14 protein-coding genes are annotated in these 13,675 nt (G+C 65.0%); 2 read left to right on the forward strand and 12 right to left on the reverse strand.

Going from position 1 to position 13,675, the window contains the following annotated elements:
* Window positions 1–5 precede the first annotated feature (5 nt).
* The 6 genes from ACZ5R1_RS09260 to ACZ5R1_RS09285 all read right to left on the reverse strand — a co-directional run bounded on the left by ACZ5R1_RS09260 (window position 6) and on the right by ACZ5R1_RS09285 (window position 5,372).
* Window positions 6–908 (reverse strand): allantoinase PuuE, encoded by a 903-nt coding sequence (locus ACZ5R1_RS09260; protein WP_027599758.1) that lies wholly within the window; start codon window positions 906–908, stop codon window positions 6–8.
* 52 nt (window positions 909–960) lie between these two features.
* Window positions 961–1,830, reverse strand: a complete 870-nt coding sequence (locus ACZ5R1_RS09265; RefSeq protein ID WP_027599757.1) for a MurR/RpiR family transcriptional regulator — start codon at window positions 1,828–1,830, stop codon at window positions 961–963.
* A 36-nt stretch (window positions 1,831–1,866) separates the two neighbouring features.
* Entirely contained in the window at window positions 1,867–3,102 is a 1,236-nt protein-coding gene (locus ACZ5R1_RS09270) for a cysteine desulfurase-like protein (RefSeq protein WP_464713073.1), read from the reverse strand.
* 20 nt (window positions 3,103–3,122) lie between these two features.
* Window positions 3,123–3,857, reverse strand: coding sequence for an amino acid ABC transporter ATP-binding protein (locus ACZ5R1_RS09275; RefSeq protein ID WP_464713074.1), 735 nt, complete (start codon window positions 3,855–3,857; stop codon window positions 3,123–3,125).
* Window positions 3,854–4,531: an amino acid ABC transporter permease gene (locus ACZ5R1_RS09280; RefSeq protein WP_464713075.1), complete on the reverse strand. Its 678-nt coding sequence runs from the start codon at window positions 4,529–4,531 to the stop codon at window positions 3,854–3,856. The genes ACZ5R1_RS09275 and ACZ5R1_RS09280 overlap by 4 nt, the downstream gene beginning before the upstream one ends.
* A gap of 64 nt (window positions 4,532–4,595) precedes the next feature.
* Entirely contained in the window at window positions 4,596–5,372 is a 777-nt protein-coding gene (locus ACZ5R1_RS09285) for a transporter substrate-binding domain-containing protein (protein ID WP_115945412.1), read from the reverse strand.
* 522 nt (window positions 5,373–5,894) lie between these two features.
* On the opposite strand from ACZ5R1_RS09285, the gene ACZ5R1_RS09290 reads away from it, so the two are divergent.
* Entirely contained in the window at window positions 5,895–7,127 is a 1,233-nt protein-coding gene (locus tag ACZ5R1_RS09290) for a glutamate carboxypeptidase (RefSeq protein ID WP_464713076.1), read from the forward strand.
* 48 nt (window positions 7,128–7,175) lie between these two features.
* On the opposite strand, the gene ACZ5R1_RS09295 is transcribed toward ACZ5R1_RS09290, so the two are convergent.
* Window positions 7,176–8,138 carry an endonuclease gene (locus ACZ5R1_RS09295; RefSeq protein ID WP_042134407.1) on the reverse strand — a complete coding sequence of 321 codons (963 nt, stop codon included), beginning with the start codon at window positions 8,136–8,138 and terminating at the stop codon, window positions 7,176–7,178.
* A 263-nt stretch (window positions 8,139–8,401) separates the two neighbouring features.
* Here ACZ5R1_RS09295 and ACZ5R1_RS09300 point away from each other — a divergent pair, with 263 nt between their 5' ends.
* Window positions 8,402–8,572 (forward strand): hypothetical protein, encoded by a 171-nt coding sequence (locus ACZ5R1_RS09300; RefSeq protein ID WP_464713077.1) that lies wholly within the window; start codon window positions 8,402–8,404, stop codon window positions 8,570–8,572.
* 94 nt (window positions 8,573–8,666) lie between these two features.
* Here ACZ5R1_RS09300 and ACZ5R1_RS09305 read toward each other — a convergent pair whose 3' ends face one another.
* The 5 genes from ACZ5R1_RS09305 to ACZ5R1_RS09325 all read right to left on the reverse strand — a co-directional run bounded on the left by ACZ5R1_RS09305 (window position 8,667) and on the right by ACZ5R1_RS09325 (window position 13,591).
* Window positions 8,667–8,921 (reverse strand): DUF2790 domain-containing protein, encoded by a 255-nt coding sequence (locus ACZ5R1_RS09305; RefSeq protein ID WP_044342852.1) that lies wholly within the window; start codon window positions 8,919–8,921, stop codon window positions 8,667–8,669.
* A 165-nt stretch (window positions 8,922–9,086) separates the two neighbouring features.
* Entirely contained in the window at window positions 9,087–10,259 is a 1,173-nt protein-coding gene (locus ACZ5R1_RS09310; protein WP_044342851.1) for an MFS transporter, read from the reverse strand.
* Between the two features lie 77 nt (window positions 10,260–10,336).
* Window positions 10,337–10,825 (reverse strand): DUF3237 domain-containing protein, encoded by a 489-nt coding sequence (locus ACZ5R1_RS09315; protein WP_042133558.1) that lies wholly within the window; start codon window positions 10,823–10,825, stop codon window positions 10,337–10,339.
* A gap of 41 nt (window positions 10,826–10,866) precedes the next feature.
* The gene (locus tag ACZ5R1_RS09320) at window positions 10,867–12,201 is read right to left on the reverse strand and encodes an alginate export family protein (RefSeq protein ID WP_464713078.1); all 1,335 of its coding nucleotides are present in this window, start codon (window positions 12,199–12,201) and stop codon (window positions 10,867–10,869) included.
* Between the two features lie 127 nt (window positions 12,202–12,328).
* Complete coding sequence (locus tag ACZ5R1_RS09325) at window positions 12,329–13,591, reverse strand: serine hydrolase domain-containing protein (RefSeq protein ID WP_464713079.1); 1,263 nt, start codon at window positions 13,589–13,591, stop codon at window positions 12,329–12,331.
* Between the last annotated feature and the right edge of the window lie 84 nt (window positions 13,592–13,675).

The raw sequence follows: 13,675 nt of genomic DNA on the forward strand, positions 1-13,675 counted from the left end.
CCGGGCTAGCCGTCAGCCCTTTCCAGCCAGGCGCGGGCGATCTCCTCGCGGGTCGCGAACCAGACCCCTTCAAACTGCCTGGCGTATTCAATGAATCTCTTTATCGCCCGGACCCGACCCGGACGACCCACCATGCGTGGGTGCAGTCCGATCGACATCATGCGCGGTCCGGTCGCGGAATCCTCGTAGAGGACCTCGAAGCTTTCCTTCATGTATTCGAAGAAGTCCGAGGCCTGAGACAGGCCGGGCGAATTCCAGTAGCGGAAGTCGTTGACGTCGGCGGTATAGGGCACGACGAGATGGCGGCTGCCCTCGACCTCGACGAAGTAGGGGACGTCGTCGTTGTAGGCGTCGGAGTCGTAGAGAAAACCGCCTTCCTCGGCCACCAGCCGGCGGGTGTGGATGCTGGCGCCGTAGCGGCAGTACCAGCCGACCGGCCGCTTGCCACAGGTGCGCTCGAAGGATTCGACGGCGAGGCGGATATGCTCGCGCTCCTCTGCTTCGCTGAGGCGAAAGACTTCCTCCCAACGATAGCCATGGCTGCAGATCTCGTGGCCACCGGCGACGGCCGCCTGGGCGACGTCGGGATTCTGTTCGAAGGCCACCGCACAGGCGTGGAAGGTCGCGCGTACCGATTGTTCGTCGAGTATGTCGAGGATCCGCCAGATGCCGACCCGGGAGCCGTATTCGTACATGGATTCCATGGCCAGGTTGCGGGTGCCGGCGGGGATGGCGTAGCTGCCCCATTCGGTCATCGACTCCTGGTCCGGATCGCCCATGGCGAGCGAGCGCTCGGAGCCTTCCTCGTAGTTGATCACCAGGCTGATGGCCAGACGGGCGCCGTTGGGCCAGGTGCCTTGCGGCCGTTGTCTTCCATAACCGACCAAATCGCGTGCAGGTGACAGCATCGGGATCTACTCCTGAAGTGATTGTTGTGAACTACCCGGTGAGCGCTTGGGCTCAGCAGTCGATGTCCTTCAGCCGTTCATGGTCGAAGGCGCCATCGGTATCGCCCTGGCTGAAGGCGAGTCCCATGGCCAGGGTCTGGGCGATACAGAAGGAGGCGGTGAGGGAGCGAAAGCCCAGCAGCTCGGCATCGTTGACCTCTATCACCGTCTCCGCCATCTTTCCGATCGGACTCAACACGGTGTCGGTGATGGCCACCAGCGTCACACCCGCCTCGCGCGCCTGACGGCAGGCTTCGACGGTGTCCCTCGCGTAGGGTGGAAAACTCACCGCGATCAGCAGGTCGTCCTGGGCGATGGCGCTGACCTGTTCCGGCAGGGTGCCGCCGCCACCGCTGATCTGCACGGCGCGTCGGCCCACGCGGGCCAGGGCGTAGCTCAGGTAGGCGGCCACCGGAAAGGCCCGCCGCAGACCGATGACGAAGGTCGTGCGCGCCAGCTGCAGATGGGCGATGGCTGCTTCGATATTGGCCTGCTGGTCGCCTTCCGCCAGGTGTTCCAGGGACACGATATTGGCCTGGCTGAATTCCCGCAGGATCGCCCCGACGTCGCTGGGGTCATCCAGCAGCTTTTCCCCACCGTAGTGCCGGATGCGCTCGCTGTGGGTGGCCGCGGCCTGTTGCAGCGGCGCGCGAAACAGCCGCTGCAGATCCTTGAAACCGGCGAAACCCAACGCCTGCGCCAGCCGGATATAAGCCGCCGGGGCGATGTTGGAGCGCTTGCCCAGTTCGGCGACCGTGCTGAGGGCGATCTCGTGGGGATTGTCGATGAGGAAGCGGGCCGCATCGCGCAGGCGCTCCGACAGGTGTTCGTGCTGGGCGGTTATGCAATCGCGCAGCTCCGCAAGGGTTTCCGGTAAGGCCATGAAAAACGCTCGGCAGGTGGAAAGGAGAGGCGCCGGTCAGCGCAATTCGGTGATTGCCTGATCGAGCGCGGCGATGAGACGGTCGATTTCTTCGAGCGTGTTGTAGTGCGCCAGCGACACCCGTACCACGCCGCCCTGGGGCGCCAGGCCCAGGGCTTCGATCAGGCGTCGGGCATAGAAGTCGCCGAAGCGGATGCCGATGCGCTGCTCGTCGACCTTGAGCACCACGGCTTCCGAGCGCACGCCTTCCACCACGAAGCTGATCGTGGGCACGCGCGCCTGGACGCCTGTCTTGCCGATGATGCGGACCCCGGGGCGCTGGCGCAGAAAGCCCAGCAGTCGTTCGGCGAGGGCATCTTCCTGGATCTCGAAGGCGTCGAATGCTGCCTGCATCCGCTCTCGCTCGCTACCCTGGATGCCCAACTGGTTGGCGATGTCGAGCAGGTAGTCGGAGATGCCGATGCAGCCAAAGGACAGCTCGTAGTTGACGTTGCCGGGCTGCAGTTTGTAGGGCACCACCTCCTGGCCGATGAAGAAGTGGTTGAGGCTGGGAAAGTCCAGCAGCAGGTCACGACGGCCCCAGAGCACGGCAAAGTGCGGTCCGAAGGTCTTGTAGAAGCTGTAGACATAGAAGTCGGCGCCGCTGGCCTGTACATCGACCAGCCGGTGTGGCGCATAGGCCACCGCATCCACGCACAGCTGCGCCCCCACGGCATGCACGCGGCGGGCGATCTCGGCGACGGGATTGATCGAGCCGAGGATGTTGGAGGCGTGGGTCACGGCTACGTAGCGGGTCTTGTCGCCGAGCAGCGCCTGCAGGTCGTCCAGTTCCAGCTCGAGGCTGTCGGGATCGACCTCCCAGACACGCAGGGTGGCGCCGCGGTCTGCGCAGAGCCGGACCCAGGGGCCGATGTTGGCCTCGTGGTCGCAGTTGGTGACGATGATTTCATCACCGGGCGCGATCGAGGGGGCGATGGCGCGGCAGAGTATCTGCAGCAGGTGGGTGGTCGAGCCGCCCATGATGACTTCGTCGGGATGAGCCGCGTTGATCAGCTGCATGACCGAGCGGCGCGCCTGCATCACCCGTTCGCCGGCCGCGACCGAGGGCGCGTAGGAGGCGCCCAGCTGGACGCTGCTGTTGAGCAGGTAGTCGGCCACCCGGTCGGCGACCCCCTGCAACACCATGGAACCGCCGGCGTTGTCCATGAAGGCGTAGTCGCCGGCCAGACCGGGAAACTGCTTGCGAACGTATGCGATATCGAGGGGATTCACGCGACTCTCTCCAGCCAGGATCAGTGGTGCAGGATGGCCTGCAGGAAGGCCCGGGTGCGGGGTTCCTGAGGGGCGGTAAAGAAGGGTTCCGGGGTGTTCTGTTCGACGATGCGGCCGCTTTCCATGAAGATCACCCGGTCGGCGACGCGCCGGGCGAAGCCCATTTCATGAGTCACCACGACCATGGTGACGCCGGAGCGAGCCAGGTTCTGCATGACGTCGAGCACCTCGCCGACCATCTCCGGGTCCAGCGCCGAGGTGGGCTCGTCGAAGAGGATGGCACGCGGCTCCATGGCCATGGTGCGGGCGATGGCGACCCGCTGCTGCTGGCCGCCGGACAACTGGCTCGGGTACTTGTGGGCGTGATCGCCCATGCCGACCTTGACCAGCAGCTCCCGCGCGCGGGCGTGGACCTCGCGCCGGTTCAGGCCGCGCACCCGGATCGGCGCCAGCGAGACGTTGTCCAGGACGTTCAGGTGCGGATAGAGGTTGAAGCTCTGGAAGACCATGCCCACTTCGCTGCGAATACCGGCCAGGCGCGGTCCGTTCTCGACCCGTTCCCCGGCCACGCGGATATGGCCCTGCTGATAGTTTTCCAGCAGGTTGATGCAGCGGATCAGCGTCGACTTGCCGGAGCCGGACGGGCCGAGGATGACCACCACCTCGCCTTCCTCCACCTGCAGATTGATGTCGCTCAGCGCCTGGAAACTGCCGTAGTACTTGTCGAGGTGTTCGATGTCGATCAGGGTGCTCATGCGGTCTTGCCTCCCATGGCATTGCGTCTTTCGACCCAGCTGACCAGTTGCACCATGGGCAGGAGCAGCAGCAGATAGAGCAGGGCGGCGCCCACCAGCGGGGTAGGGTTGGCCGTCAGGGCCTGGGCCTGGGTGGCCTGCTTGAGCAGGTCCGGCATCGCCACCACCGAGGCGAGGGCGGTGTCCTTCATGACGTTGATGCAGTTGCTGGTCATGGGCGGCAGCACGATGCGGATCGCCTGGGGCAACACGACGTCGCGCATGGTGTTGAAGAAGCTCATGCCCTGGGCGGCCGACGCCTCGAACTGACCGCGGGGAATGGCTTCGATGCCCGAGCGAAAGATCTCGGCGCTGTAGGCGCAGGACACGAGGGACAGCGCGCTGGCCGCTGCCGCGAAGGAGGACAGGCGGATCCCGACGAAGGGCAGCGCGTAATAGATCAGGACCAGCAGGACCAGCAGCGGGATGGACCTCATGATGTCGATGTAGATGCGTGCCAGCAGCCGGACCGGGGCGTAGGAATACAGCCGCAGCAGCGCCAGCAACAGCCCGCCGACCAGCCCCAGGACGGTACTCACGAGGCCCAGCAGCACGGTCACGCCCAGGCCCCGGATCATCAGGGGGAGCGATTCGACGAGCACGTTCCAGTTGAAGAAGGTTTGCAGAAGATCCATGGGATACCTCGGTCACGGCCCGGGGCGCGCGGACGGCGTCCCGGGCCTGCAGCAGCGGCAGGACTCACTTGGGCGCGGCGGAGACCTTCAGGGTGCTCGACTCCTTGTCGGCCTCGGTACCGAACCACTGTTTGTGGATGGCGCCCAGGGTGCCGTCTTCCTTCATCTTGCTGATGATGTCGTTGACCTGATCGCTCATGGCCCAGCCCTTGGCATGCATCAGCGAATAGCGTTCCCCGGTGGGGATGCGGGCGACGACGGTGAATTGCGGCTTGTCCTTGATGTAGTAGAGGACGGCGGGGATATCGCTCAGGTAACCATCGATGCGCCCGGAGCCCAGGTCCAGCATGGCCGGTGACAGCCCTTCGTAGCGCGAAACGTCGGCGAACTTGTATTCGTTCCTGTGCTGGCCGATCCACATGTCGCCGGTGGAGCCGGTATCGACACCCACGACCTTGCTATTCATGTCCGCCAGGCTTTTCACCTTGGAGTTGGTCAGGGCGGTCAGCGACTGGTCGCTGTCGAAGTAGGGTTGAGCGAAGGCGACCGATTCCAGGCGTTTGGGCGTGATGGTGATGGACGAAATCGCGATGTCCACGCGTTTCGACTGCACCGCGCTGAACAGCCCGTTGAAGGGAATGTTGACGAAATCCACGGTCTTGCCGGCCCGTTTCGCCACTTCCTTCACCACATCGACTTCAAAGCCGACGAAGTCACCCTTGGCGTCCTGGAACTCCCAGGGCACGTTGCCGACGTTGGCACCCACCGTCCAGTCGGCTGACCAGGCGGGCAGGGCTACGGCGGCGGTCATGAGCAGACCCAACGCTATCTTCGCTTTCATCTTCACTCCCTATTTTTCGGTGCGGTCAGTGGCTTGTTCCTTACGACGTCGAGCCGAGAGTAAGGCGATGAAATTTTTTATTCAATAGGATTTTTTTATGAATATTTTGCTCCAAAATTGTGCGAAGCAGCTCGATGAATGCGCTGCTGTAGGGGCTTTGCGCGGGTTTTCCTGGCTGCATTTTCAATCGATGGCCGGCGCTAGACACCTCCAGCGGCCGGTCGCACGCATGCCCGAAAATGAGTCACGCGACCTTTGGCTAGACGCTCGGCCCGGCAGCTCTCTTGCTGTCAGCGGACGAATGACAGCCTCCTCTGCAGCAGTGCGGCCGGATCGTGGGCGACTGGCCTTGGGCTAGCTCTGGCTACGGGCGTGTCTGGTCCCTGGATACTTCCTCAGGACAAGCACCGCCGGCAGCCCGCTACGGGCTCAGGCCGGTTTGGAACGGCGCGAATTTCCCCTATGTCCTTGTTGCGACTACAGTTGTCTGACTAATCCAACAATGCCAACAAGGAAAGCCCGATGTCCGCTCCGTTCTTCCGCACCACCCTCGCTGCCGTTCTCGCCTGCTGTATCGCCTTGCCCGCCAGTGCCGCGCTCGATGCGCGCATCCAGACCGCTGCGGAGCAGGCCAAGGCGCCGACGCTCAAGCTGCTGGAGCAACTGGTCAACATCGACTCGGGTTCCGGCTACGAGCCCGGCCTGAGCGAGGTGGGCAAGCTGGTCAGCGCGGAATTGAAGACACTCGGCGCCACGCTGCAACAGGTGCCCAATACCGCGCCGGACAAGAGCCAGCACCTGGTGGCCACGCTCAAGGGCAGCGGCAAGGCGAAGATTCTCCTGCTGGCGCACATGGACACGGTGTTCAAGGAAGGCACCGCCAAGGCCCGGCCGTATCGCACCGATGAAAAACGCGCCTATGGTCCGGGCGTGTCCGACGACAAGGGCGGCATCGTGGTCGCCCTGGCGGCGCTGGAGATCCTCAAGCAGCTCGACTTCAAGGACTACGGGCAGATCACCCTGTTGCTGGACGCCAGCGAGGAAACCGGCTCCCAGGCCGCCACCGAGCTGATCGCCAGTACCGCCAAGCAGCACGACGTGACGCTGAATCTGGAGCCCGGTCGACCGGCCGATGGCCTGGTGGTGTGGCGCAAGGGCAGCGCCACCGCCGTGGTGGAGGTCAAGGGCAAGTCGTCCCACGCCGGCGTCTCGCCGGAGCTGGGGCGCAACGCCGCCACCGAGGTGGCGCACCAGGTGCTGCAACTGGGCAACCTGGGCGATGCGGAAAAGAAGACCTCGGTCAACTTCACCGTGATCGAGGCGGGCGAGCGGATCAACGTGATTCCCGATCATGCCGTGGCGAAGGCCGACGTCCGCGCCGCGCTGCCCGAAGAATTCGACCGGGTGGAAAAGGACCTGGCGCGCATCGCTGCCAACAAGCAGATCCCCGATACCGAGGTGACCACGCGGCTGGAGCGTGGCCTGCCGCCGATGCCGCAGACGGCGGCGAGCGATCGGCTGATGGCCATGGCCCAGGGCATCTATGGCGAACTGGGCCGCAAGCTGACCGTCGAAGGCAGCGGTGGCGCCGCGGATGCCAGCATCGCCGCCGGTGCCGGCGTGCCCACCCTGGACGGCTTCGGCATCGTCGGAGGCAAGCTGCATACCCCGGAGGAGTACGTCGAACTGGACAGCGTGGCGCCGCGTATCTATCTGCTCACGCGCATGCTGGTGGAGCTGTCCAAGGGGCAGTGACGGCCTGGGCCCCCTGATGCATGGGGGCCAGCGCCCAGCGGCCAGCGATCAGGGCGCGCAGTTGCCCGCCTTGGTGAAGCCGGCCGCCTTCGCCTCGGCTTCCGAGGCGAACGTGACCTGGTTCTTCGGCGACACCTGGGCGTAGCTCGGGCAGCCTTGCGGCAGGTGATAGACGTGGCTGTTGCGGTTGCCGATGATCGCGCCCTGGCTGGCAGCGGCAGGGCTATCGGTCTTGGCCGGTGCCTTCGGCGCCGATTTCGGTCCGGGCAGCGGGCTGACGATGCCGTCGCCGACCGGCTGGTAGCCCAGCGTCCAGTGCCGCTCGCCGGACACGAAGGGATTGCCGTAGCCCATCACCGCGGCGATGCGTCTGTCCCGTTCGCGCTCCCAGGCGGTGACCGGCTGCTGCTTGTCCCAGGCCATGAGCAGTTGCTGCTGCTGGCGCGACATGTTCAGGCCGTAGCGATCGAACATGTAGAAGGTGACCCGGGCGACCAGTCCCTTGACCTCGTCGCGCGGTTCGGCGGCGCGTTCCTGGAAGTCGATCCTGGTCGTGCAGCGACCATATTGCGGCTGCACGCCCTGGGCCATGCCGTAGTTGAAATTGGCCCGGTCCCCATTCACCTCGCCCACGGCGGGGTAGAGGTTGAAGAGGTCGGCCTCCATGGCCCGGAACACCGGGTCATCCGCCACGCAGTGTTCGCGGCCGCCGTTCTGCCAGCACTGGCGCTGATGACCAAAGGTCCAGGCCGGCACGATGTGCTCCCATTCGGTGCGCTCCCCACGGGTTTCCTGCTTGCGTGCCTGGAAGCCGCAGGAGGCGGCATCGACGCGCCCCCCGGACTTGCCGACCCACTCCCATTGGCAGCCGCAATAGAGGTCGCCCTGGGCGCTGGTGTTCTGGTCGAAATAGACTTTTTGTTTGGCGATTACCTTGGCTTCGACAAAGGTATCGGGCGCAGCGGCGAACGCGGAGGAGGCCAGCAGCGTGGCCAGGAGAAGCGAGAGCAGAGGACGCATGTATCTTCACGGCTTATTTAGGGCGCCGAATTGTATAGCTTTTGCCGGGCTGATGGCGGGTGCAAAGGTTGGGGGGAGTCAAGGAAGCGCTCTAGCCCGAGGGGGCGGGAAACACCGCGGTGGAACGCATATTCAGCAACAATGAGATTCGCTACGATTTGTGAACCAAATCTCAAAAACTTGTCTGATGACGCAGTCTGCACATCTGTCCGGAGTTTTTTATGAATGGCCCCAACCCCTGCTGTGATCTGGGTATGAGCACCTCGTTGCTGGAGCAGGAGCTGGCCGAGCGCAAGACACGTCTGGCCCAGGCCCATGCCCAGGCCCAGGCCGATGCCCAGCGCCAGTTCCTGTCCTATGCGGACGAGCACGCCTGCATCGCCGTGCTGGAGCGGGCGCTGGCCAAGGCCTATCGGTTTTTCTAGTGTCTGGCTGCCGGCGCCTGGCGTGAGGCGCCCGGAGTCCGGCTTAGGGAGGCGCCTATTCAGGCGCTCCTTCCGCACTGAGTCGACTAGCGCCTCAATTCTGGTTGTAGCAGCCGTTGCCGAACACCTGGTAATCCAGCTCATGTTCCCGGCCAGCGTGATCCAGGTAGTCGAGGCGGGCCGTGACGATCCCGCATTGGGCGCTCAGGTCGGTCTGGCTGACCACCCGGGCGACGTCGAGGGGGACGAAGAAGCCGGGCTGGTCGTGGATCAGGGCGGGATGGTCGGGAGCGGCCAGGGCGGAGCCGGTGGCGAGCAGACTGAAGAGACCGAGCAGCAGTGCTTTCATGATGAGTCCTCTTGAGTGGGGTAGCTATTCGCTGACCGGGCCACTCTAGGAGGACAGGAGGGACGTCAGCCTGACCGGCGCATGACAAATCGGTCATGGAGGTTGTCGCCTGGTCGCGCAGAAGGCCGAGAGATCCGCGCGGACCTCTTACCAGGCGCCCAACGCTCAGACCGAGCAGTCCAGTGTCTTGCCCGGCACCCGGCGCCGCCCGCAGGAAAGCATGACGATCACCAGGACGCAGCCGATGAGGATGGCCCCTGAGGACAGCACGAAAAGGCTGCGCCGGTCGTTGCCTTCGATGATCAGGCTCAGCAGGGTCGGCGCCGCGGCGGCCGAGGCGACCTGCACCACGCCGACTAGCTTGGTCAGGCGACCGCTCGGATCGTGGGTCACCACCAGCGACATGTAGTAGGACAGCGCCAGGTTCCAGCCGAAGTTCATCAGGAAGACCGCGAGCAGTAGATCCGCAGCGGTGTGGATGCGTGTGGCCAGCAGGTAGATGGCGCCGAGCACGGCCAGGGAGCCGGTGAGGATCATCGGCACCCGGCCGAGGTGCCGCCCGGCCAGGCTCGGCAGCGCCGCACCGGGCAGGCCGCCGAGCAGGCCAAGGCTGATCGCCCAGCCGATATCGACCGGTGCCACCCCGGCGTCGCTGGCGATGCCCTCGACGAAGCCCCACAGCGAATAGATCGACAGCTGTAGGAACAGCATGCCGAGCAGCGAGCAGACGCCGATCACCGTCAGGCCGGAGCGTAGCGACGCCTGGGAGACGGATCGTGTTTCCGGGCTGTGCCTGGCCGGCAGGCAGAGGCTCAGCAGGCAGACCAGGGCGAACCAGGCTGCCAGGTAGTAGATCGCCCCGGCGAAACCCTGCCACTGGGCGATCATCGGCATGATCACCGCGCTGCTGGCGAACAGGGCGGTCTGCACGAACAGCAGGATGCCGAAGGACCTGTCCTGGCCCGGCATGCTGCCCAGCCAGTAGATGGCGTAGGAGTAGAGCACACCCGAGCAGAGACCCGAGAGACCGCGCAAGGCCAGCAGCGGATCGAGCGCGGTGACGCTGGCGGTCGCGGTGTTGGCGAACAGCAGGAGCAGGGCGGTGCCCAGGGCCAGGGTGCGCGGACCGAGGAAGCGGATCATCGGCAGGTACAGCAGCGTCCCGACGATGGAGCCGCACATCTCCACGGACAGGGTCCAGCTCTGCTGCGCCAGGCTCAGGCCGAGGCGTTCGGTCAGCAGTCCGATAAAGATCGGCTGCACACCGATGACGAGGATCGAGGCGGCGGCGATGGCGATGCACGCGGCGCGTACCAGGGTTTGATGGGCGATGGTCATGGTCATTTACCTGCCGGCTCGGCCACGGCGGGGCCTGCCGCTTCAGTAGAAAGCCGTGCTGCGAGAAGGGTGGGCGGTCAGGTGAGGCGATAGCAATGGATGGCGACCCGGTCGGCGGCGGGATAGCCCACCTTGCCGATCATCACGCTACGGGTCAGCCAGTCGAGTCTGCCGCTGGCCACCTGGAAGCGCGGCGTGCAACTGCAGTGATAGTCCTCCTCGGCGATGGGCCAGAGGCCCTGGGCGACCTGCGCCCGGCCCCGGTCGCTGAGGGTGATCAGGCCGGTGTTGTGGATGTTGATCCACTCGCCCTGGTCGCTGCGCAGGCTGTAGCGAGCGTCCAGCTCGCCCACGCCATCGCTGCGCAGCAGATAGAAATCCGCGCCGCCGGCGATGACTTCGCCGCGCACGTTCAGGCCTTCGAACTGCCCGCCGGTGATGCGGTAGTTGCTGCGCTGGCCATCCGTGCAGGCGCCCAGGCCATCGGCCGGATCGATGATCACATGCAGGCTCAGCACCCATTCCAGCGTCGGCACGGCGATCCCGTTTTCTGTCTTGGTATTCATCACGCTCTCCTGTGCCCCTCGGGGGCAGTGGTGGCTGGTGGTCAGTAGCGATAGGTGAAGTACAGCTCGAGGGCGCTGAAGCGCTCGTTATCGCCGAACGCCTGGCGGGCGGCCGACCTGGCCTGCACCCAGTTGTACGAGAGCGAGCCGTAGAACTGCCGGTTGGGGGTCCAGTCGAGATACACCGCGGTCTCGTCGGCGAAACGCCGATCGCTGACCGCGGCGCCGCGGAAGTTGGCCTGGTCGAGCCAGAACTGGTAGTGGATGACGCCGAGGGTGAGGGTGTCGCCGAGGCGGTTCTTCAGCGAGAACTGCTGGACGCGCTCGTTGCTGTTGAACAGCAGGTAGTTGCCCACCACGTCGCCGATCAGCCAGGTGCTCCAGTCCGTGAACCCCTTGCTCAGCGGGTCCCAGGCTTTCTGGCGATTGTCAGTCGGGTTGCTGTCACCGGAGAAGACGGCGTAGCGATAGCCGAGGGTGGGGCTGAAGGGCAGGTCCTGGAATTGATAGTCGGCCTGGGCGTACCAGGCCCTGGCGTCGTAGCTGAGGGCGCCGTCACCGCCGCGCTGCACCGCGTATTCGCCATTGAGGGCGAGGTTGGGCAGGCCCGGCAGGTGACCACGCAAGGCCCGCAGGTTGTATACCCGCATGCCGTCGCGGCGGACCGCGGTGCTGTCTCGGCTGGCCAGGGTATCGACCGTCATGGCCAGGGCGCCGAGGGTCACCTGGCCGTCGAGGTCGTAATCCAGGTTGGCGCCGCTCAGGCGGAAGTCGCCGTAGTGATCGTCGGTGCGCAGGGTGAAGACCTGGGCCTGGGCTGGACCTTGGCCCCACGCCAGGATCGCCGAGTCGCGAAAGGCAGTGCGCGGACCGAGCCAGTAGGCGCCATCGCCGAACAGATCGAGATTGCCGTCCATGACGATGAAGCCGGTACCGACCATGAAATTCTGGCGGCCCGCGGTGAATTTCCAGTCGCCCAGCTGCACCCCGGCATAGAGCTCTTCGGGGGCGAAACGGCCGTCCGAACTGCGGGTGAAGCCACCGGCATCGCCGTCGCCAAAGGTGGTGGCGCCGACCACCGAGCCCCCGGCGAGCAGATGGAGCCTGTCGCTGAGCGAATAGTCGAGCGTGACGCCGGGTTTGACGTAGAACTCCTGCCAGGCGCTGCGGCTGCCGTCGTTCTGGCCGCTGCGGGCATCCACGCGCCCGGCACCGAAGTTGACGCCCCGGGTGCTGATGGAACCGGCGCCCACCGTCAGGTTGAGGTCACCTTTGAGATTCTCGTAATCGAACGCATAGCCCGCCAGGGCCGGCTGGCTGGCCAGCGGCAGGCCGAGCGCCAGCAGCACGCCGGGAAGGCGCTTGGTTGTGCACATGTGGAGCTCCTGACTATTTTTCTTGTATTACAGGGCAGTGAAGGATGGCCAAGGCGACCACCGGATACCTGACAGTGCAGGTGGGAGCGCTGGCGAGCCGGCGCTCTTCGATCTCGTTAGGGGTGGATCAACCGCGCAACCGGGCGGCAATGGCGCGCAGCAGGCGAACGGTATCGATGTCCAGTTCGGTGACCGCCTCGGGCAGCGACGACTGCTTGACGATCACCACCTCTGAGGCGAAGTCGACGAACAGGTACTGGCCGTGGATGCCACTGGCCATGAGGGCCGGGCTGTGGTCGTTGAAGACGTACCACTGGCTGCGATAGGAGGCGCCCGGGGTCCAGTCGGAGAAGTCCTGGTGCACGCCATAGACGGCCGGATCCCCGCCGGCCGCAATGGCCTCGATCACCGCTTGGTCGATGACCTGCTGGCCATCGACCACACCGCCATTGGCCAGCATCAGGCCGAAGCGGCCCATGTCGCGCAGTGTGGCGTTGAAGCCGGCGCCGGCGACACTGCGGCCCCAGGGATCGGCCATGAAGTAGGCGTCGCGCTCGCAGCCGAGTTGCTGCCATACCCGCTGCAACTGCTCGGCGCAGCCCAGGCCGCTGGCGCGCTCCATCACCCAGGCCAGCACCTCGGTGGTGGCGGTCACGTAGTGGAAGAGGCCGCCGTGCTCGCCTCTTTTGCGCAGCGATGGCAGGTACTGGTACAGCGACTCGTACTGGGCGTACTCGGACGGCGCGGGCTTGAAGCCACAGGCATAGCCGTACTGGGAGCTTTCCGAAGTCGGATCGTCGTACAGCTCGGTGTAGTGGACGCCCACGGCCATGTCGAGCAACTGGCGGACGGTGGCGTCACCGAAGGCGCTGCCGGCCAGTTCCGGCACATAGCGCTGGGTCGGCGCCTGGGCATCGAGCACGCCATCGTGGATGAGTTGCTCGCCGAGTATCCCGATCAGCGACTTGGTGACCGAGAACATGATGTGGCGGTCGGTGGCGACCTGGCCGTTGAAGTAGCGCTCGTACACCACCCGGCCCTGGTGCAGCACCAGAAAGCCGTCGGTCTTGCTGGCCTGCAGATGGTCGAGGGCGCTGACGCTGCGGCCGCAGCTGCTCTCGAATCTCAGTTCTTCGAGGGCCTCGGGTGCATGGGCCAGCACCCTGTCCGGTCGCGGTCCGGCCGCCACCTCGATGGTAGGGCGCAGGCGCGCCAGATGGCGGAAGCCCCAGCGATTGAACGGCGGTGACATCCAGTTGGCCCAGGTCACGCGCCGGTCCGGCTCGGCCGGAAAACCCTGCATCAGTACGGGCTCTTGTTCTTGTCTGTCGTACATCTCGCTGACTTCCCGACTCCGGGAAACCAGGGAGCGATCGAGGCTCTGGTTCATCAGACTCATCCTGGCAGTGGCCCTGCGTAGAGCAGGTACGAGAAAATAATTAACCCTGTTAATTTATTTAGTCAATAAAATATT

It is taken from the genome of Pseudomonas sp. Pso3, assembly GCF_055393275.1.

Bases quoted from the DNA above. Each gene is read 5' to 3' on its own strand.
- ACZ5R1_RS09285 (WP_115945412.1), bottom strand. From the start codon at position 5,372: ATGAAAGCGAAGATAGCGTTGGGTCTGCTCATGACCGCCGCCGTAGCC.
- ACZ5R1_RS09275 (WP_464713074.1), bottom strand. From the start codon at position 3,857: ATGAGCACCCTGATCGACATCGAACACCTCGACAAGTACTACGGCAGT.
- ACZ5R1_RS09260 (WP_027599758.1), bottom strand. From the start codon at position 908: ATGCTGTCACCTGCACGCGATTTGGTCGGTTATGGAAGACAACGGCCG.
- ACZ5R1_RS09320 (WP_464713078.1), bottom strand. From the start codon at position 12,201: ATGTGCACAACCAAGCGCCTTCCCGGCGTGCTGCTGGCGCTCGGCCTG.
- ACZ5R1_RS09280 (WP_464713075.1), bottom strand. From the start codon at position 4,531: ATGGATCTTCTGCAAACCTTCTTCAACTGGAACGTGCTCGTCGAATCG.
- ACZ5R1_RS09265 (WP_027599757.1), bottom strand. From the start codon at position 1,830: ATGGCCTTACCGGAAACCCTTGCGGAGCTGCGCGATTGCATAACCGCC.
- ACZ5R1_RS09315 (WP_042133558.1), bottom strand. From the start codon at position 10,825: ATGAATACCAAGACAGAAAACGGGATCGCCGTGCCGACGCTGGAATGG.
- ACZ5R1_RS09310 (WP_044342851.1), bottom strand. From the start codon at position 10,259: ATGACCATCGCCCATCAAACCCTGGTACGCGCCGCGTGCATCGCCATC.
- ACZ5R1_RS09300 (WP_464713077.1), top strand. From the start codon at position 8,402: ATGAGCACCTCGTTGCTGGAGCAGGAGCTGGCCGAGCGCAAGACACGT.
- ACZ5R1_RS09325 (WP_464713079.1), bottom strand. From the start codon at position 13,591: ATGAACCAGAGCCTCGATCGCTCCCTGGTTTCCCGGAGTCGGGAAGTC.
- ACZ5R1_RS09305 (WP_044342852.1), bottom strand. From the start codon at position 8,921: ATGAAAGCACTGCTGCTCGGTCTCTTCAGTCTGCTCGCCACCGGCTCC.
- ACZ5R1_RS09290 (WP_464713076.1), top strand. From the start codon at position 5,895: ATGTCCGCTCCGTTCTTCCGCACCACCCTCGCTGCCGTTCTCGCCTGC.